Raw genomic sequence first — 18,365 nt, 5'->3', positions numbered from 1 at the left:
GCACTGATCCACCGGAACGCCGTCGCGGAGCGCACGCTCCGCGGCGGCGTTCGCGCATGCCCTGCCGATGTCGCTCCGGTCGCGTAACGTCCGGCTCATGGCGACCACGGCGAAGTCGATCTTCTGGTCCCGGACGGACACCGCCGGCAGCGAGCAGGCCCTGTTCACCGACGACGACGGGTTGGCGGCGCGGGGCACGCTGCTCGCCGTGGACCCGATTCCGTTCACCGCCCGCTACCGGCTGACCACCGCGCCCGACTGGAGCACCGCGCGCGTCGAGGTCGAGGCCGAGGGGTCGGGCTGGCTGCGCCGGGTGACGCTGGAGCGTGCCGCGTCCCGGTGGCGGGTGACCACCGCCGAGCAGGGCGACCTGGACGCGGCGCTGACCAGGGCCGGGCATCCACGCTCCGGCCTGCCGGGCACCGACGACCCGGATCGCCTGGCCGAGGCGCTCGACGTCGACCTGAGCGGCTCACCGCTGTTCAATTCCCTCCCGGTGCACCGGCTCGGGCTGGCCAGCGGGCCGGCCGACATGCCGCGCCGGATCACCGTCGCGTGGGTGCTGCTGCCCGGCCTGGAGGTGGTGCCGGCCGAGCAGATCTACAGCGGGCTCGGGCCGGGCCGGGTGCGGTTCGCCAGCGGCACCTTCACGGCGGACATCGACCTGGACGCCGACGGCTACGTGGTGCGCTATCCCGGCCTGGCGGAGCGCATCGACCCACGCTGACCGAGCCGAACCCGACACGCCGCCAGGCCGGCAGCCGAAGCGAGGCCCGCATCGCGGACCAGAGCCGTGCGCGCTGACGTACGCGCGGGGAACCAGCCGCTCAGGCGGGCCAGGCGCCGCTGGTCAGGAAGCGTTCGATGGTGGTGGCATGGGGTGCCAGGTCGAGGCCCTGGGCGGTCACCCAGTCGTCGGAGTAGTACGTGTCGGCGTACCTGTCGCCGGCGTCGCAGATCAGGCTGACCACCGAGCCGGTCCGGCCGTCGGCGAGCATCCCCGCGATCAGGCCGAACGCTCCCCACAGGTTGGTGCCGGTGGAGCCGCCCACCCGGCGGCCGAGCACCGCCGAGCCGGCGCGCATCGCGGCCAGCGAGGCGGCGTCCGGCACCTGGACCATCCGGTCCACGACCGATGGCAGGAAGGACGCCTCGACTGTGGGCCGGCCGATGCCCTCGATGCGGGAGCCCTTGCCGGTGCGTACCGACCAGTCGGCGGCCAGCCAGGCCGGATAGAAGGCGGAGTTGTCCGGGTCGACGACGCAGAGCTTGGTGGACAGGCGGCGGTAGCGGGCGTACCGGCCGATGGTGGCGCTGGTACCCCCGGTGCCGGCGCCCACGACGACCCACGCCGGGATCGGGTGCCGTTCCAACTCCAACTGCGCGTAGATCGACTCGGCGATGTTGTTGTTGCCCCGCCAGTCGGTGGCCCGCTCGGCGTACGTGAACTGGTCCATGAAGTGGCCGCCGGAGTCCTCGGCCAGCCAGCGGGCCTCGACCACGACGCTCGCCGGGTCGTCCACGAGGTGGCACCGGCCGCCCTGGAACTCGATCTGCGTGATCTTCTCGGGCGAGGTGGAGGCGGGCATCACTGCGATGAACGGCAGCCCGAGCATCCGGGCGAAGTACGCCTCGGAGACGGCCGTGGAGCCCGAGGACGCCTCGACGATGGTGGTGCGCGGCCCGATCCAGCCGTTGCAGAGGCCGTAGAGGAACAGTGAACGGGCCAGCCGGTGCTTCAGCGATCCGGTCGGGTGTGACGACTCGTCCTTGAGGTAGAGGTCGATTCCCCAGGACCGGGGCAGTGGGAACGGCAGCAGGTGGGTGTCGGCCGAGCGGTTCGCGTCCGCCTCGACGGCGGCGATCGCCTCGGTCACCCAGCTGCGGCTGGCCTCGTCGCACCTGTCGAGATGAGTCACGCTCGGAAACCTAGCAAGCAGGTCAGCGGTGGTCAGCGCCGGTCCGGTGGGGTGCCCCGACGGCGTTGTCGGCGTTGCCCGGCCCGGCCGACGGCCTGGACGAGAGGACTGAGGCCGACGGCGAGTCGGGGCAGGGCGTCCAGCAGCCGGACCTGGGCGCCCCGCCAGCGGGGCAGGCTGACCACCGGGCGGGGTCGGCGGGCCAGCCGGGCCGCGCGGGCGGCCACCCGCTGCGGGGTCAGCATCGACCCGGTGAAGGAGGCCAGCGCGCCGGGGTCGTCCAGCCGGTCGTGCAGCATCGGGGTCCAGATGCCGTCCGGGCAGAGGCAGGAGACGTGCACCCGCCGGTACCCGGCCATCCGCAGGTCGGACAGGGTGCCGAGGCTGAACGCCAGCAGGGCGTGCTTGCTGGCGGCGTACACCGTCTCGCCCGGTGCGGCGACGAGCCCGGCCAGCGAGACGATGTTCAGGACGTGGCCGTGGCCCTGGCCGCGCATGACCGCCAGGGCGGCCAGGGTGCCGTTCATGGCGCCGAGCGCGTTGACGTCGAGCACGCGGCGGCGGGTCGGCCCGTCGTGCTCCCAGGAGGGGCCGGTGACCAGGATGCCGGCGTTGTTGACCCAGAGGCCGAGGCCGCCTCGACTCGCGGCGGTCGCCGCGATCTCGGCGCACGCGGCCTCGTCGCGAACGTCCAGCGCGGCCGACCAGCCGCCGAACGGCTCGGCGGCCGCCGCTGCCGCGGCCGGGTCGAGGTCGGTGAGCAGCACCGACCAGCCGTCGGCGTGCAGCGCGGCGGCGACGGCGCGGCCCAGGCCGCCGGCGGCCCCGGTCACCACTGCCGCGCCCCGTCCCGGCGAGGTCATCGGCGCACGCTACCGCCGCGCGCCGGACCACACCAGGGGTACGCGGCGCAGCAGGGTCAGGCGGGGGCCGGGCCGACCGCCTGGGGGCGGTTCTCCCACTTGGTGGAGAGGGCGATGGCGGTACGCGTGGAGGCGACCCCGGGGGTGCGGTTCAGCCGCACGATGAGCTGCTCCAGCTCGGCGATCGTGCCGACCCGGGCCTTGAGCAGGAACGACTCGACGCCGGCCATGAAGTAGCAGGACTCGATCTCGGGCAGCACCCGCAGCGACTCCAGCATGTCGTCGGAGTCCGCGCCGGAGTCCTCGACGATGCCGATGAGCGCGGTGACACCCAGCCCGATCGCCTCGGGTTCCACGTCCGCCCGGTAGCCCCGGACCACGCCGCTGCTCTCCAGCTTGCCGACCCGCTCGTGCACGGCCGGGGCGGAGAGGCCCACCTGTCGGGCCAGCTCGGCGTACGAGAGGCGGGCGTTGCTCCGCAGCAGGTCGACGAGGCTCAGGTCGATGGCGTCCACGGAGAGTGACCTTAACGGGTTGGGCGTAACGCGACGCCTTCGGCATCCGTTGGACAGAACAGTGAGTAACTGTTCATAAACTGACGGTCTAGGTAGGGGTTGCACCAGTACCATTTACTAACTTCCCAGTCAGTGCATTTTTCGCGTTTGGCGGACAGGCCAGGTCCCTGGTGCTGTAATTGCCATACGTCCCTCATGACGGCTCTGGGCTCGCACCAGCCGGGGGCAGTGTGTTCAGCCAGGGGCTTCGTCGACGCGAGGAGGGGGCTGTGGACACTGGAGATCGCCTGCTGACACCGGGTGAGGTCGCCGCGCTGTTTCGGGTGGACCCGAAAACTGTGACGAGATGGGCGGCGGCCGGCCGGATAGGAAGCATCCGGACTCCAGGCGGGCATCGCCGGTTTCGGGAATCCGAGGTGCGGGCCCTGCTTGAGGGGGAGGGCATGCTGGACGAGGTGGATGAGGTCGGAAAGCCACGCAACGTGGGTCCGGCAGCCTCCACCGGGCCGGGTCCGGCCAACGCCGGCATGTACTGAACTGGTGCGGACAACGTCAGGCGGACCGGACATCAGTCCGGTCCGCGTCCCGCTGCGACGATCCACCGGACGGCACTGCAGCACGGGCTGAGCCGACGGCTCAGCTCCGGGCGGCGCCGAGCTGGCCGGACCACCGGCGGAACAGGGTGTGTGGCACGCCGAGCGCGTCAAGCACCTTGCCGGCCACGAAGTCGACGAGCTGCTGCGCGCTGGCTGCCGCGCCCGCGCCGTAGAAGCCTGGGCTGGCCGGCAGCACCACCGCACCGGCGTCGTGCAACGCGATGAGATGTTCCAGGTGGCTGCGGGTCACCGGGGTCTCCCGGGGCACCACCACCACCGGTCGGCGCTCCTTGAGGTTGACCTCGGCGGCGCGTTGCAGCAGATCCTTGGAGAGCCCGATCGCGATGCCCGCGCATGCCGCCGTGCTCGCGGGTACCACTGCCATTCCGCGTACCCGGTAGGAGCCGCTGCTGGGCCCGGCCGCCAGGTCGCCCGCCGGCCAGTGCCGTACGTCCGCGTCGGTCAGGTCCCGGTCGAGCCAGGCCGCGAGGTCCTCGGCCCAGTGCGCGTCGCGGAACGGTCGGCCGGTCTCGTCGAGCACGGTGAGCCGTGCCGCCCGGGACACGATGAGGTCCACCGGCTCGCCCGCGTCGAGCAGCCCGCCGACGACGGCAGCCGCGTACGGCGTGCCGGAGGCTCCGGAGACCCCGACCACCCATGGTTCCCGCATACCTTCAGCCTGCCTGGTCGGCGTCGCGCGCCGGTGGGCACCCCCGCGATCCGTCGACGGGGCGGTCCGAGATGTCCGGGCGGGCACCTGCCTGTCCCGGCGACCTGACATGCTGCCGCTGGCGGTTCGCACCGGGAGCAGATCGCGCGGGAGGCAGGGTGACGACCGGCGAGGTCCTCTGGGCGCTGCGCGCCGAGTGCCCGATTCCTGCCCGGCTCTCACCGCACGCGGACCGGGTCCAGCAGTGGCTGCTCGGTCTGCTTCCCGAACTGGGTCTGCCGCTTGATGACGCCGCGCTGCGCCGGCTGGCCCGCGGAGGCTTCGCGCGGTACGCGGGGCGGCTCTACCCGGACGCCAGCGAAGCCGACCTGCGGGTGCTGACAACCCTCTTCACCTGGTTCTTCCTCGTCGACGACGCCTGCGACGGCCCGCACCGGCTCGACCCGGCGCAGATCCGGGCGCTGCGCGACGGGACGCTGGCACTGCTGCACGACGGGCCACGGCTCAGGCACGGCGGTTTGACAGGTCCGCTGCGGCGGCTGTTGGTGCTGGCCTGGCGGGAGCCGCGCCGCCGGATGCCCGCCCGGTGGCGGCTGCGCTTCGCCGACGCGGTGGCCCGGCACCTCGACGGCACCTGGCGGGAGGCGGTCAACAAGGAGACCGCCCGCCGCCCCACCGTCGGCGAGTACGTCGAGTTGCGGCGCGAGACCTCGGCGGCTGAGGTGTCGTACCCGCTTGTGGAGTTCGTCAGCGGCCGACCGCTGCCCGATCCCGTCTACCACCATCCGCTGCTACGGCAGGTCGCGAGCACCGGCAACGACCTGCTCTCCTGGTACAACGACCTGGCCTCACTGGACCGGGACCGGGCCACCGCGGGCGGGCACAACCTGGTCCTGGCCACGCAGGCCGAGTGGGGCGTCTCGGCGGAGGAGGCGGTCGACCGGGTGGCCGGGCGCTGGCGGGAGTCGATGCGTCAGTTCGAGGCGCTCCGCGCCAGCGTGCCGTCGTTCGGGCCGGCGCTGGACGAGGCGGTCACCGACCATCTCGACGGGGTCGCGTACGCGGTGCGCGGCACCATCGACTGGACGTTGGAGAGCGCCCGCTACCCGACCAACGCCTAGGGCGGCCGGCCCTACGGACGCAGGTCGAGGCGGATCACCAGGTCGAGCAGGGCGAACACGAACAGCGCGATGCCGACGAAGCCGTTGGCCGTGAAGAACGCCCGGTTGACCTTGCTGAGGTCGGTCGGGCTGACCACCAGGTGCTGGTAGGCGAACGCGACAGCCGTCAACGCCAGCCCGATCCACCAGAGCCAGCCGAACCCGATCAGCGCGCCGAACCAGATGAACAGCCCGAACGTCACCACGTGCGCGACTGTGGAGGCGTGCAGGGCGAAGCGCCTGCCGTACCGGGCGGGCACGCTGTGCACGCCGATCTCCTGGTCGATCTCGGAGTCCTGGCAGGCGTAGATGAGGTCGAAGCCGCCGATCCACAGGCCGACCGCCGCGCCGAGCAGCCAGGCCGGCCACGAGCCGCCCAGGGTGCCGGTGACCGCCAGCCAGGCGCCGACCGGGCCGACCGCCTGGGCGATCGCGAGGATGGCGTGCGGCCAGTTGGTGAACCGCTTGCCGTACGGGTAGACGACGAGCGGCACCACGGCGAGCGGCGCCAGCACCAGGCAGAGCGGGTTGAGCAGCGCGGCGGCGGCGAGGAAGACCACAAGCGCGACGGCCGCGCCGGTCCAGGCCGTCCGCACGCTCACCGCCCCGGTGACCAGTTCCCGTCCGGCGGTACGCGGGTTCCGCGCGTCGATGCGCCTGTCGAGGATCCGGTTGGCGGCCATCGCGAACGTCCGCGCCCCGACCATCGCCACGGTGATCAGCAGCAGGTCGAGCCACCGCACATGGCCGCCGTTGACCTGCATGGCGGTCAGGGCCGAGAGGTAGGCGAACGGCAACGCGAACACGGAGTGCTCGATCGCGACGAGCTTGAGGAAGGACTTGACCCGGCTCGGCTTCTGCACTGGTGCGTCGAGGACGGCCATCAGATTCCGTACTCCTTCCAGCGCTTGTCGACAAGGGCCGTGACCTCCGGTGCCATGCTCATCTCCTCCGGCCAACCGCGGGTGTAGCCCTCGGTGGGCAGCTTGCGGGTCGCGTCGACGCCGGCCTTGCCGCCCCAGAACTGCTGGTACGACGAGTGGTCGAGGTGGTCCACCGGCCCCTCGGTGAGCAGCAGGTCGCGGGCGTAGTCGACGTTGCCGAACGCCCGGAAGGCGACCTCGTTGTAGTCGTGCACGTCGCAGTCCTCGTCGACGATCACGATCAACTTGGTGAGCGACATGAGGTGTGCGCCCCAGATCGCGTTCATCACCTTCTGCGCGTGCTTCGGGTAGCGCTTCCGGATCGACACGATCGCGCAGTTGTGGAACACCCCGGCGGCCGGCAGGTCGTAGTCGACGATGTCCGGGATCATCAGCTTGAGCAGCGGCTGGAAGATCCGCTCGGTGGCCTTGCCGAGGCCGTGGTCCTCCTGCGGCGGCTTGGAGGTGACGATCGAGTGGTAGACGGGGTTGCGCTGCATGGTCATCGCCTCGATGTGCAGCACGGGGAACGGTTCGACCGGGGTGTAGAAGCCGGTGTGGTCGCCGAACGGCCCCTCGGGCAGCCGCTCGCCGGGCTCCAGGTAGCCCTCCAGCACGATCTGCGCGTGCGCCGGCACCTGCAACGGGACGGTCAGGCAGTCGACCATCTCCACCCGCTCGCCGCGCAGGAACCCCGCGAACAGGTACTCGTCGATGTCGCCGGGCAGCGGCGCGCTTGCCGCGTACGAGACGACCGGGTCGCAACCGATCGCGACCGCGACCGGCAGGCGCTGCCCGAGCCGCTCGGCGACCGCGTGGTGTGCTGTCGAGTCCTTGTGGATCTGCCAGTGCATGCCCAGGGTGTTGCGGCCGTGCTGCTGGAGCCGGTAGAGGCCCAGGTTGCGCTTGCCGGTCTCCGGGTGCTTCGTGTGGGTCAGCCCGTAGTTGTGGAAGATGCCCCCGTCGTCGGGCCAGACCTGCAATCCCGGCAGCCGGTTCAGGTCGACGTCGTCACCGCGGTAGACGACCTCCTGGCAGGGCGCGGTCTTCACCTTGCGCGGCGGCACCGACTTGAGCTGCATGACCTTGCCGAGCCCCTCGCGGATGCCCGACCAGCCGACCGGCAGCTCGGGCTTGATCAGCGCGCCGATCCGGGCGCCGATCTCGTCGAGCGAATCGACGCCGAGGGCCATCGCCATCCGCTTCTCGGTGCCGAACAGGTTGATCGCCAGCGGCATCTCGCCCCGGGTGGGGTGCTCGAAGAGCAGCGCCGGCCCGCCGGCGCGCACCGTGCGGGTGACGACCTCGCTGATCTCCAGGGTCGGGTCGACGGGGACGTCGACCCGCCGCAGCTCCCCCGCGCGCTCCAGCGCCGCGAGAAAGTCCTTGAGATCGGTGTACGGGAAGCCACGAGCCGCCATGTCGCCCAGTCTCCCGCACCGGGTCCGAGGCGGCCCACAGCGGGTGCTGTGACACCCGCGACGGCCGTTGCCCCGCGCCCCGCGCCCCGCCCCGCGCCCCGCGCCCCGCGCCGCGCCGCGCCCCGCGCCCCGCGCCCCGGCGCCCCGCGCTCCGGCGCCCCGCGCTCCGGCGCCCCGCGCTCCGGCGCCCCGCGCTCCGGCGCCCCGCGCCCCGGCGCCCCGCGCCCCGCGCCCAAGATCCGCGCAACTTCCCGGATGTTGCTGCCTCCGACACGGTGGAGACACCAACATCCCTGATGTTGCGCGGATCTTGGCGACGAGCACTGACCACCCGCCTGTCGGTCACGGACGCTCCGAGCGTGGGTGGACCTGGCGCTCGTCGCGGTCAGCGCGATCAGGCGCTGGTAGACGGACCATGGGTCGCCGGCACGCGCGCCCAGTGGCGGGTCAGTCCGTGCGGGCCAGGGGTCAGCAGCGGGTCAGTGGGTGCGGGCCAGCTCGACGAAAGCCCGCCACGCGGCCGGTGTGAAGGTCAACAGGCCGCCGTCGCGGTCCTTGGAATCGCGGACGTGCACCCGGCCGGGCAGGTTGTCGGCGACCTCGACGCACGCGCCGGCGTCGTTGCCGCTCCGGGTGGACTTGTGCCAGCGGGCTCCGGTCAGATCCATGGCTTCACGATCTCCTCGAGCAGGTCGATGGACTGCTGCCGGGGCAGCGCGTCACTGCGCAGACTCTCCCACCTTCCGAGCAGGGTCGCCACCTCGAAGATGTCGTCCACGGCGGTGCCGCCGGTCTGGTTGTCGAGGAAGCCGAGCCAACTGCCGTCGGTGGTGCGGCCCAGGATGAACGGCCCGAACAGGCCGGCGTGCAACCCAACCTGCTGCGGCAGCACGTGCACCCGGATGTGCGGACGGCGGGCGCACGCCACCAGGTGCCGCAGCTGATCGGCCAGCACGCCCGCGCAGCCCTCCGCGAAGCGCTGCAACGCGGCCTCGTCGATCACGGCGGTGAGCTGCGGCGGATGCTCCCGGTCGAGGATCGCCTGCCGCTCCAGCCGGGCGGCCACCAACTCCTCCACTCGTTCGGCGGTGAGACCCAGGTCGAGCTGGAACACCGCACGGGCGTAGTCGGCGGTCTGCAACAACCCGGGGATCATCGTCGCCCCGAAGCAGCGCAACTGGGTGGCGACCCGCTCGACCTCCAGCCAGGGGCGGAACCACACCGGCTCCCTGTCGCGCCGACCCAGATCTCGCAGCGAGGTCAGCAGGCCACCCGTGTCGAGCACCTCGTCGGCCCGCTTCAGATACGCCTCGTTGGGCACCGTGTGGCCCAGCTCGACCGAGGACACCATGGACGGTGAATAGTGCGCCTTCTTTCCGTACTCCTCCTGACTCAGCCCGGCCGCGAGCCGCGACCGTCGGAGCTGCTCCCGGATAAGCGTCGCCGTGGACACCACTGAGGTCACTGCGCACCACCTTCCGCCGCGAACGTCGGGTCACACGCGACCCACTTGCCGCACGGTAGCTAGTGCCCGACGCTGCGTCACCCTTCGACGCCCATATTGCGGTAACGCGAGCGGCAGTCCGGCCGTACCGCCCGCACCCTGCGGGCATGGCGGGCGGTTGAGCGGGTAGCCGGGCAACCGGCGGACGGAGGCGGCGATGGGCGCGGAGCGGGTTCCCGCGGGGTTCACCGAGCAGCGGGCGCGGGTCGGCCAGATCAGCATGAACTACGTCCGGGGCGGCAGTGGCCCGCCACTGGTGCTGCTGCACGGCTACCCGCAGTGCTGGCACATGTGGCGGCACCTGCTGCCCGAGCTGGGACGCTCCTTCGACGTGGTCGCACCCGACCTGCGCGGGTTCGGGGACAGCGACGCCCCGCCCGGCGGGTACGACAAGAAGACCGTCGCCGCCGACCTGCACGGCCTGCTCGACCAGCTCGGCCTGGTCGGTGACCTCCGGCTGGTCGGGCACGACCTGGGGACCATGGTGGCGTACGCGTACGCCGCCGCCCATCCGCAGCGCGTGATTCGACTGGTGCTCAGCGAGGCGCCGATCCCCGACGAGAGCATCTACACCTTCCCCGCGCTCACCCAGGCCGGGCCCGGGGTGTGGAACTTCGGCTTCTTCTCCCTCGGCAACGGGCTCCCGGAGGACCTGGTCAGTGGGCGGGAGTCGCTCTGGGTGGACCGGTTCACCGACGCGCTGATGGTGCGCAAGGGCAGCATCGCCGCGCCCGACATCGAGGAGTTCGCCAGCCACCTGCGCGACCCGGCGCATCTGCGGGCCAGCTTCGCCTACTTCCGGGCGTTCGAGCAGGACATCGCCGACAACGCCGAGCACCTGTCGACGAAGCTGACGATGCCGGTACTTGCCGTCGGCGCAGCGGCCAGCCTCGGTGGACAGGTCGCCGAACAGGTTCGCCGGTACGCGGACACGGTCCGCGGCGAGGTGGTCGAGGACTGCGGGCACTGGCTGTACGAGGAGCGCCCGGACGAGATGCTCGCCCTGCTGCGCGACTTCCTGCAGGCGACCTGACCCTGCACCATCCGCGTCAGGAGGCGGGCGTCCAGGCGTGGGCGGCAAGTGGCGGGTCGAGCGGCGCGCGGGTGAGTCGGTTGGCGAAGGTCGAGATGGTGTACGCCCCGACGCCGAGCACCACGTCCAGCGCGTGCCGGGTCTGATAGCCGGCGGCCAGGAAGTCGTCCAACTGGTCGTCGGGCACCGCCCCCCGGTGCTCCAGGACGGCCAGCGTGAACCGGCGAAGCGCCTCCAGCCGTGGTTCGGGCAGCTCGGTCGCGGAACGCAGCGCGGTGATCAGCTCGGTGCTCGCACCGAGTCGGGTGAGCGTGCCGGTGTGCAGGGCGACGCAGACGTGGCACTCGTAGGTGGTGGCGACGGCGAGGACGACCACCTCCCGCTCCAGCGGGGTGAGATCGGTCTGCTCGAACCCCGCGTTTGCGGTGAAGAAGCCGGTGAGCAGTTGTGGTGACTCGGCCATCAGCGCCACCCCGGTTGGCAGCCAGCCGAACCGGCCCTGCACCCCCTCGACGGTCCGACGGGCGGCGGCGGGTGCGGTTTCGGCTGTGTGCTCGGTGAAGACGGACACGGTTACCTGCTTTCGGCAGCGTCGGTCGGGAGGGCCGGTGGCGCATCCCGTACGATAGACAACGTGGTTGACGAAATAGTAAACGTGGTTGTCGAACGTGGCAAGCCCTGAACCCGCGCGCCCCGGATTCCACCTGCCGCTACTGCTCCTGGCCGGCTTCCGGACGCTTATCGACGACCTGCACGCCGAGCTGGCCCGCCAGGGGCATCCGGAGCTGCGGCCACTGCACGGTTTCGTGCTCCAGGCCGTCGGCGTGGACGGCACCACCGCCACCGAGCTGGGCCAACGACTGGGCATCTCCAAGCAGGCCGCCGGCAAGACGATCGACCGGCTGGTCGCCGTCGACTACCTGGAACGTGTCGACGACCCCTCCGACGCGCGCCGCCGACTGGTCCGGGTCACCCCGCGCGGCGTCGACGGCCTACGCCGCTCGGCCGAGGTCTTCGACCGGCTGCGGGCACAGTGGGCCGACACCCTCGGCCCGGACCGGGTCGACGCGCTTGAGGACGACCTGCGCACCATGGCCGCCGCCAACTGGTTCCGCCTCGACGTGCCAGGCTGGTTCGGCGGCTGACCACGGCGCTCGCACACCTACGGGCCTTGATCGACACCAGGTCGCCGAGGTGGCGCCTTGCCGACCGCGCGACACCCCCACATCGCCGATGTGCAGTGGATCAAGCACGGCGGGCACATCTCACCGGCCCTGGCGTGGCCGCACCGACTCGGGGCAGGCTGGGGACATGTCTGACGCGTACGTCGTCGGCGACCCGGACGGGTTGTCGCCCCTGCTGGTCGCGCTGCGCGACGCCATCGCCCGGGAGCTGCACGCGCAGGTGGCGCTTCGCGGCGAACGGATCGAGCTGGCCGACCTGCCGGAGGTGTCCTACCAGGTCACGATCCAGGTCGAGCGGGCGCTACGCGCGTGGCGACCAGGGCGTCTGTCCCCAGTAGAGCACCTTTCCGACGGCGATCGCTGCCCCGTCGACTGATCGAAAACTGTCACAGGCGATCTCTAGGATCAGGGGTGCCGGTCGGGTCGTGGGTGAGCAGCCCAGGCTTCTTCCGACCGGCTCACCCTCACCAAGGAGATCGATGAGATCTGTGCGCGTTACGCGTGGCCGACTCCTGCGCAGCCTGGCCGCGCTGGTCGTGGCCACCGCGGCGGTCGGTGCAACGGCTGGCCCAGCTGCGGCGGAAGACGACCCCGGCTGGGTCAGCGGCTGGCTGGGCGACGTCACGCTCGGCGGCCCCGGCGCTCCCGGCCGGACGGTGCCGCTCACTCTGAACAGCACCGGGGCCACCCAGCCTCGGGTCACGATCGACCTGACCGGCCTGGCCGGCGTCGCGACGGCGAGCTTCCCCACGTGGTGTGTCACCGCGGGCACCTCGGTCACCTGTCCGATGCCACCGACCGCCGTCGACGAGGACGGCACGCTCACAGGTGTCGTGCCTGTGGTGTTCCGGGCCGCTCCCGGTGCCGCCGACGGCGCCACCGGCACCCTCGACTACACGGCGCTCGGCGAGCAGACCGAGGCGTACGCCGAGCAGGCGACGATCACCGTGCGGTCCGGTCCCGACCTGCTCGACATGGTCGACGAGTACGTCAGCGGCGTCGAGGTGGGCGACACGCGCCCCGTTCCGGTGACCCTGGTCAACGCCGGTGACCAGCCGGCTGTCGACCTGCGGCTCACCATGCGCTTCGCGGTGGGCCTGGTCCCGGCGAGCTACCGCAACTGCCGGTACGGCACCGACCAGGTGCTCGCCACAGTTGTCGTCTGCACAGTGCGTGGCACGTTCGCGCCGGGTCAGCGGCACGAGCTGCGGGGCGGGTTCGCCACCACTGTCGGCCCGGCCACCATCGGCGGCAAGCGGATCACCCAGCTCGTGGAGCCGTTGGCCGACGCCGGGCCCCTCCCGAGCGGTGTGCGGCTCCGGCACCGCGAGGCCGACCAGGCGCTGCGGCTGCGGCAGCTCGGAAAGCCGCTCGGCGTGATCCCGGTCGAGGTGGCCGGCGCCGGCGGGCAGACCTACCTGCGCGACGTCCGGGGCGCCTTCGACGTCGTCGCCCAGGGCGCCGCCGTCACCGGTGCCGTCGGTGACACCGTCCAGGTCACCGTGGGCCTTCGTAACGAGGGGCCGGGCGTGCCGGACGGCACGAACTCCGGCGACACGGTCGGGGCGTTCCTGTTCACCCCGCCCACCGGGGTCACCGTCCTGGCCGACCCGCTGGGCTGCAGTCAGATCGGCGGTGAGGAGGGGGAGCCCACCACGCGCACCTGGTACTGCTCCGGACGGGGTGCCGTGTTCCCCGCCGGGACCAGCAACACGGTCACCTTCGATCTGCGGATCGACAGCCTCGCCGGAGCCGCCGGAGAGGTCCAGCCGAGCGGCCGCTACCCCCGCGTGGACGACAACCCGGGCAACGACATCGCCCCGGTCACGGTGAGCTGACCGAACCACCACGACGAATCGGGCCGGCCACGGACAGTTCCGTGGCCGGCCCGTTCACGTTGATCGGGTCAGCTCAGCCCGCCGTACGAGTGCAGGCCGGTGAAGAAGATGTTCACGCCGAACAGGTTCATCAGCATGGTGAGGAAGCCGAGCACCGCGAGCCAGGTGGCCACGTTTCGCTTGACGCTTGGCGTGGCGCGGGCGTGCAGGTAGCCGGCGTAGACCACCCAGGAGATGAACGCCCAGGTCTCCTTCGGGTCCCAGCCCCACGGCCGACCCCAGGCCGCCTCGGCCCAGATCGCGCCGGCGATGACCGCGAACGTGAAGACCGGGAAGGCGAACGCGTGCAGCGCGAAGGTCAACCGCTCCAGGCCGACCGCGCCGGGCAGCCGCTTCGCCAGGGTGTACGGGAAGCTCCGCTTGCCCTGCTCGTACCCGTTGCGCATCAGGAAGCCGACCGCCGGCACCGCGCCGAGCAGGAAGATGCCGGACGCGAAGACGATCGTCGAGACGTGGATGACGAACCAGTACGAGTTCAGTGCCGGCACCAGCGGCACGATCGGCACGTAGAGGACCAGCTCGGCGGTGGCCACCAGCAGCACCATCACCAGGGTGAGGAACAGCCCGAGCTTGCGCAGCGACGGCCGCTTCCAGAGCACCACGAGCCAGGCGGCGACACCGATGAACGTCACCGTGAGCACGAACTCGTACATGTTGCCCCAGGGCATCCGGTCCGCCGCGAGACCGCGTGTGACAAGCGCCGCGAGGTGCAGCACGGCGGCGAGCGCGGTGGCGCCCACCGCGACCAGGCCGGCGATTCGTGCCCGGCGCGCCGAAGCGTCGGCCGAGGGCGGGACGGGCGCGGGCGGCTCCGGGAGGACGCCGCCACCGCCGACCCCCGCACCCACCAGCTCGCGGGCGGGCGACGCCACGGCGACCCGGGTACGCGCGTTGCCCAGCGCGTACTCGACGGCGTGGCTGATCATCGCGATCAGGTACGTCAGGATCGCGAAGGTCACCAGATTGTCGGAGAGCGCGGACATCACTCGGTCCCTTCTCGCACACCGGCCCGGTCGCTGGAGTCAGCGTCGGTCCCGGCCCGCTCGGCAGCCCGGTCGGCACCGCTCACGGCGGTGACGAGCTGGGCGAACTCGTCGGCGAACCCTGGATAGTCGGTGCGCGGCAACCCACCGGCCTCCATCAAGCTACTACCGCCCGTCGGAGATCCGTTCGCGGGGTCGGTCGGCGCCACCCGGAAGAACACGCGGCGACGCCTACCGAACAGCGAGCCCATCAGCCCGACCAGCAGCGCGGCACAGCTCAGCAGCAGCGGCATCGAGCCGGGGTCGTGCCGGACGGAGAGCGTGACGTACCGCTCGGTGCCCAGGAACTGGACGGTGCTGCCGTCGTCAAGCGTCCAGGTCTCGCCCTTGCGGAGCAGCTTGCTGCCGATCTCCTTGACCTTGCCGTTGCGGACCTGCCGCTGGTCTAGCTGGTAGACCGAGCCGGGGATGCCGGCGTCCAGGCCCAGGTTGCCGCGGTAGGCGACCAGGTTCAGCACCGGGTTGCGCTCGGTCGGGTACTCCGAGCGGACGAACGGGCCCTGCTGCGGTGCCGTGGGCAGGTAGATGCCGCTGAACGCCACCTGCTGGTCCGGTGCCCGCGTGCCGGTGGCCGGGTCGACGTTGGCGTCCGGGAACTGGGCCACGCCCTCGCTGGTCAGGCCCCTGTCGCCGGTGGTCAGGAACGGCTCGTCACTGACCTGGCTGTTGCCGAACCGGTCGGTGTAGCGGATCACCGGGGCGTACCCGTGGCCGAGCAGGTGGACGCTCGCGTCGGCGAGGCGCAGCGGCGAGTTCACCGAGAAGTCCGCGACGCGTGTCGGCTCGTCCGGGCCGTCGACCGTCACCCGGGCGTTGAAGGACTCCGGCTGGCCGGACGGCAGGAAACGGGCCTGGAAGTCGTCCAGCCGCAGGCAGAAGCGGGGCAGGTCGGCGCTGTCGACGCGGGGGCCGAGTTTGGCCTCGGCGTACTGCTGGCGGGTGTTGCAGAAGGCGTTGTCCGCGCCGGCCACGAGCAGCCGGTTGCCGCTCCAGCCGTACCACGAGCCGAGCGCGACACCGATCAGCACCGCGATCAGCGAGGTGTGGAACAGCAGGTTGCCGGTCTCCTTGAGGTAGCCCTTCTCGGCGGAGACCTCGTCGCCGCGGACCTCGACCCGCCAGCGTCGCTTGCGCAGCACCTCGGCGACGGCGGTCGCGCCACCGGCCGGGGCGGGCAGGACGGCGTGCTGCGGCAGCCGCGCCAACTGCCTGGGCGCGACAGGTGGCCGGGAGCGCAGCGCCCGGGCGTGGTCGCGCAGCCGGGGCGTGATGCAGCCGATCAGCGACGTGAACAGCAGCAGGTAGATCGCGGAGAACCAGACCGAACCGAAGACCTCGAACGCGCCGATCCGGTCCAGTCGGGGTGCCCAGTCCGGGTGGTCGGTGAAGTACTGGTTCACCTTCTCCGGGCTGATCCCCCGCTGCGGCAGCACCGAACCGGGGATCGCGGCGATGGCCAGCAGGAAGAGCAGGATCAGCGCCGTGCGCATGCTGGTGAGCTGCCGCCACGAGTTGCGCAGCAGGGCCAGCAGCCGGTTGGGCCGACGCCGGGGCGCCGGGGCCACGGTCTCCGGTCGGTCGTCGACGACAGTCATCAGATGCTCACCTCGCCCACCCCGACGGTGGTCTGCAACCAGATCACGAAGCTCTGCCATCCGCCGGTGACGAGCGCCAGGCCGACCAGGATGAGCAGGGCGCCGCCGACCCGGGTGACCCAGCGGCTGTTGCGCCTGATGGCGCGGAAGACCCCGAGCAGGCGTTCGAAGCCGAGCCCGAAGACCACGAACGGTATCCCCAGTCCGAGGCAGTACGCCACGGCGAGCACCACCGCGCGGTCGCTCTGACCGCTGGTGGCGGCCATGCCCATCACCGCGCCGAGCGTCGGGCCGGTGCACGGCACCCAACTGAGCGCGAAGACCGCGCCGAACACGGGCGCGCCGAGCAGGCCGGCCGACGGCAGCCGGGAGATGCGGAACTCGCGTTGCAGCGCCGGGATCATGCCGAGGTAGCCCAGGCCGAGCACGATGATCAACGCGCCGATGCCGATCTGCAGCTCGCGCTTGTAGTCGAAGAAGACCCGACCGATGCCGGCGAACAGGATCGCGCTGGCGACGAAGACCACTGTGAAGCCGGCGATGAAGAGCAGGGTGCCGGCGAGCACCCGGCCCTTGAGCGCTACCGTCCCGGCGCGCTCGCGCAGAGCGACGCCCCCGCCGCCCTCACCGGATGGTGCGGGATCGACCGCCGGCCGGCGACCCTCCAGGTCCGCGCCGGCGAGCCCGGTGACGTACGACAGGTAGCCGGGGACGAGTGGGAGCACGCACGGGGAGAGGAAGCTGACCAGCCCGGCGAGCGCCGCCGCGCCGATCGCGAGCACCAGCGGCCCGCTCCGGGCCAGCTCCTCGAAGGTCTCACCCATCAGTTCGACGCCGGTTTCTCGGCCGCGATCCGTTCGACGATGGGCTTCAGCTCGTCCTGCGTCACGGCGCGGCGGATCACCACGGCGATCCGGCCGTCGCGGTCGAGGACCACTGTCGCCGGTGTGGTGTTGGGCGGGATGTCGAAGTTCAACGCCTGGCGGCTGGACGGGTCGAAGATGCTCGGGTAGGTGGCCCGCCCCTGCTCGAAGGCGATCGCCTTGTCCTTGCTGTCCTGCACGTTGACCCCCAGGAAGGCCACGCCGGACGCCTTGGTGGCCTGGTAGGTGGTCTCCAGGTCGTCGGCCTCCGCACGGCAGGGCGCGCACCAGGATCCCCAGAAGTTGACGACCACGACCTGGCCGCGTGCCTGGGAGACGTCGTACTGGCCGCCGGTGAGGAGTTCGCCGGTCACCTTCGGGGTCTTCGACCGCTGGTCCGGCGCACAGGTGATCGTGAGGCCGTCGCTGGCGCAGCTCTTCTCCTCGCTGCCCCCGGAGGAGCAGCCGGCCAGCGCCACCGCGGCGACTGTGGCGAGCAGACCCGCGGTCCACCTCCGGGTGGTCATCAGGCCCCCTTGGCCGTCCGGGCTGTCGCGGAGAGGGCGACGAGGTGCGCGGCCGGCTCGCTGTAGCCGATGCCCGCGACCTTCGCGCCGTCGAAGTGGAACGAGGTGAGGCTCGCCAGCCCGCACTGCCGCTTGCGCGGGTCGTGCCAGAGCCGCTTGCGCTCGACGTGGCGACGCAGCGTCCAGATCGGGAGCTGGTGCGACACCAGCACCGCCTCGCGCCCCTCGGCGGCGACGCGGGCGGCGTGCACGGCGGCGAACATCCGCTCGGCGATCACCCGGTACGCCTCACCCCAGGACGGTGTCACCGGGTCGCGCAGCACCCACCAGTTGCGCGGGTCGCGGAACGACCCGTCACCCGGGGACACCTTCTTGCCCTCGAACCAGTTGGCGCTCTCGATCAGCCGCTCGTCCACGCCGACCGGCAGCCCGAACTGGGCGGCGATCGGCTCGGCGGTCTGCTGGGCCCGTTCCAGCGGGCTGGCCACCACGTGCACGATCTCCCGGTCGGCGAGACCCTCCGCGGCGGCCTTGGCCATCTGCACGCCCAGCTCGGACAGGCGGAAACCGGGCAGCCGCCCGTAGAGGATCTGGTCGGGGTTGTGCACCTCGCCGTGCCGGAGCACGTGGACCACAGTCTTGCTCACAGTT

21 protein-coding genes are annotated in these 18,365 nt (G+C 71.7%); 7 read left to right on the top strand and 14 right to left on the bottom strand.

Features of this window, described 5'->3' with window-relative positions; all coding sequences use genetic code 11:
* The first annotated feature begins 97 nt into the window (after positions 1-97).
* Positions 98-727 carry a putative glycolipid-binding domain-containing protein gene (locus tag OOJ91_RS22810; protein WP_266248037.1) on the top strand — a complete coding sequence of 210 codons (630 nt, stop codon included), beginning with the start codon at positions 98-100 and terminating at the stop codon, positions 725-727.
* Positions 728-827: 100 nt separating this feature from the next.
* On the opposite strand, the gene OOJ91_RS22805 is transcribed toward OOJ91_RS22810, so the two are convergent.
* The 3 genes from OOJ91_RS22805 to OOJ91_RS22795 are packed head-to-tail and all read right to left on the bottom strand — an operon-like array spanning position 828 to position 3,297.
* A complete protein-coding gene (locus OOJ91_RS22805; protein ID WP_266248035.1) occupies positions 828-1,919 on the bottom strand; it encodes a PLP-dependent cysteine synthase family protein in 1,092 nt (363 codons plus the stop codon).
* A gap of 32 nt (positions 1,920-1,951) precedes the next feature.
* Positions 1,952-2,782: an SDR family NAD(P)-dependent oxidoreductase gene (locus OOJ91_RS22800; RefSeq protein ID WP_266248034.1), complete on the bottom strand. Its 831-nt coding sequence runs from the start codon at positions 2,780-2,782 to the stop codon at positions 1,952-1,954.
* A gap of 56 nt (positions 2,783-2,838) precedes the next feature.
* Positions 2,839-3,297, bottom strand: coding sequence for an Lrp/AsnC family transcriptional regulator (locus tag OOJ91_RS22795; RefSeq protein WP_266248033.1), 459 nt, complete (start codon positions 3,295-3,297; stop codon positions 2,839-2,841).
* A 269-nt stretch (positions 3,298-3,566) separates the two neighbouring features.
* On the opposite strand from OOJ91_RS22795, the gene OOJ91_RS22790 reads away from it, so the two are divergent.
* Entirely contained in the window at positions 3,567-3,833 is a 267-nt protein-coding gene (locus OOJ91_RS22790) for a BldC family transcriptional regulator (protein WP_007454516.1), read from the top strand.
* A 100-nt stretch (positions 3,834-3,933) separates the two neighbouring features.
* On the opposite strand, the gene OOJ91_RS22785 is transcribed toward OOJ91_RS22790, so the two are convergent.
* Positions 3,934-4,563, bottom strand: coding sequence for a UbiX family flavin prenyltransferase (locus tag OOJ91_RS22785; RefSeq protein WP_266248028.1), 630 nt, complete (start codon positions 4,561-4,563; stop codon positions 3,934-3,936).
* Positions 4,564-4,721: 158 nt separating this feature from the next.
* Here OOJ91_RS22785 and OOJ91_RS22780 point away from each other — a divergent pair, with 158 nt between their 5' ends.
* A complete protein-coding gene (locus OOJ91_RS22780; protein WP_266248026.1) occupies positions 4,722-5,684 on the top strand; it encodes a terpene synthase family protein in 963 nt (320 codons plus the stop codon).
* A gap of 11 nt (positions 5,685-5,695) precedes the next feature.
* On the opposite strand, the gene mqnP is transcribed toward OOJ91_RS22780, so the two are convergent.
* From mqnP to OOJ91_RS22760, 4 genes are all read right to left on the bottom strand, one after another.
* Complete coding sequence (gene mqnP, locus OOJ91_RS22775; protein WP_266248024.1) at positions 5,696-6,607, bottom strand: menaquinone biosynthesis prenyltransferase MqnP; 912 nt, start codon at positions 6,605-6,607, stop codon at positions 5,696-5,698.
* Positions 6,607-8,067, bottom strand: a complete 1,461-nt coding sequence (locus tag OOJ91_RS22770) for a menaquinone biosynthesis decarboxylase (protein WP_266248023.1) — start codon at positions 8,065-8,067, stop codon at positions 6,607-6,609. Before OOJ91_RS22770 ends, mqnP begins: the two co-directional genes overlap by 1 nt.
* 479 nt (positions 8,068-8,546) lie before the next feature.
* On the bottom strand, positions 8,547-8,729 hold the full coding sequence (locus OOJ91_RS22765) for a DUF397 domain-containing protein (protein ID WP_030334025.1): 183 nt from the start codon (positions 8,727-8,729) through the stop codon (positions 8,547-8,549).
* Positions 8,726-9,532: a helix-turn-helix domain-containing protein gene (locus OOJ91_RS22760; protein ID WP_266248021.1), complete on the bottom strand. Its 807-nt coding sequence runs from the start codon at positions 9,530-9,532 to the stop codon at positions 8,726-8,728. Before OOJ91_RS22760 ends, OOJ91_RS22765 begins: the two co-directional genes overlap by 4 nt.
* Before the next feature lie 196 nt (positions 9,533-9,728).
* On the opposite strand from OOJ91_RS22760, the gene OOJ91_RS22755 reads away from it, so the two are divergent.
* Entirely contained in the window at positions 9,729-10,604 is an 876-nt protein-coding gene (locus tag OOJ91_RS22755) for an alpha/beta fold hydrolase (RefSeq protein ID WP_266248020.1), read from the top strand.
* Positions 10,605-10,620: 16 nt separating this feature from the next.
* Here the strand turns inward: OOJ91_RS22755 and OOJ91_RS22750 are convergent, their stop codons facing one another.
* Complete coding sequence (locus tag OOJ91_RS22750) at positions 10,621-11,175, bottom strand: carboxymuconolactone decarboxylase family protein (RefSeq protein WP_266248019.1); 555 nt, start codon at positions 11,173-11,175, stop codon at positions 10,621-10,623.
* A 97-nt stretch (positions 11,176-11,272) separates the two neighbouring features.
* Here OOJ91_RS22750 and OOJ91_RS22745 point away from each other — a divergent pair, with 97 nt between their 5' ends.
* The 3 genes from OOJ91_RS22745 (at position 11,273) to OOJ91_RS22735 (ending at position 13,626) form a co-directional block, all read left to right on the top strand.
* A complete protein-coding gene (locus tag OOJ91_RS22745) occupies positions 11,273-11,749 on the top strand; it encodes a MarR family winged helix-turn-helix transcriptional regulator (protein WP_266248018.1) in 477 nt (158 codons plus the stop codon).
* Between the two features lie 166 nt (positions 11,750-11,915).
* Positions 11,916-12,164, top strand: coding sequence for a hypothetical protein (locus tag OOJ91_RS22740; RefSeq protein WP_266248016.1), 249 nt, complete (start codon positions 11,916-11,918; stop codon positions 12,162-12,164).
* Between the two features lie 103 nt (positions 12,165-12,267).
* A complete protein-coding gene (locus OOJ91_RS22735; protein WP_266248014.1) occupies positions 12,268-13,626 on the top strand; it encodes a hypothetical protein in 1,359 nt (452 codons plus the stop codon).
* Between the two features lie 68 nt (positions 13,627-13,694).
* On the opposite strand, the gene ccsB is transcribed toward OOJ91_RS22735, so the two are convergent.
* Genes ccsB through OOJ91_RS22710 form a run of 5 tightly spaced genes read right to left on the bottom strand, consistent with a single transcriptional unit; the run spans position 13,695 to position 18,361 of the window.
* The gene (gene ccsB / locus OOJ91_RS22730; RefSeq protein WP_266248012.1) at positions 13,695-14,669 is read right to left on the bottom strand and encodes a c-type cytochrome biogenesis protein CcsB; all 975 of its coding nucleotides are present in this window, start codon (positions 14,667-14,669) and stop codon (positions 13,695-13,697) included.
* Positions 14,669-16,324 carry a cytochrome c biogenesis protein ResB gene (gene resB / locus OOJ91_RS22725; protein WP_266248010.1) on the bottom strand — a complete coding sequence of 552 codons (1,656 nt, stop codon included), beginning with the start codon at positions 16,322-16,324 and terminating at the stop codon, positions 14,669-14,671. The genes ccsB and resB overlap by 1 nt, the downstream gene beginning before the upstream one ends.
* Positions 16,324-17,148: a cytochrome c biogenesis CcdA family protein gene (locus tag OOJ91_RS22720; RefSeq protein ID WP_266248008.1), complete on the bottom strand. Its 825-nt coding sequence runs from the start codon at positions 17,146-17,148 to the stop codon at positions 16,324-16,326. The genes resB and OOJ91_RS22720 overlap by 1 nt, the downstream gene beginning before the upstream one ends.
* A complete protein-coding gene (locus OOJ91_RS22715) occupies positions 17,148-17,714 on the bottom strand; it encodes a TlpA family protein disulfide reductase (RefSeq protein WP_266248005.1) in 567 nt (188 codons plus the stop codon). Before OOJ91_RS22715 ends, OOJ91_RS22720 begins: the two co-directional genes overlap by 1 nt.
* Complete coding sequence (locus OOJ91_RS22710) at positions 17,714-18,361, bottom strand: histidine phosphatase family protein (protein WP_266248004.1); 648 nt, start codon at positions 18,359-18,361, stop codon at positions 17,714-17,716. Before OOJ91_RS22710 ends, OOJ91_RS22715 begins: the two co-directional genes overlap by 1 nt.
* Between the last annotated feature and the right edge of the window lie 4 nt (positions 18,362-18,365).

The organism is Micromonospora lupini (assembly GCF_026342015.1).
Classification (GTDB): domain Bacteria; phylum Actinomycetota; class Actinomycetes; order Mycobacteriales; family Micromonosporaceae; genus Micromonospora; species Micromonospora lupini_B.
This window is presented reverse-complemented; position numbering and strand designations above follow the sequence as displayed.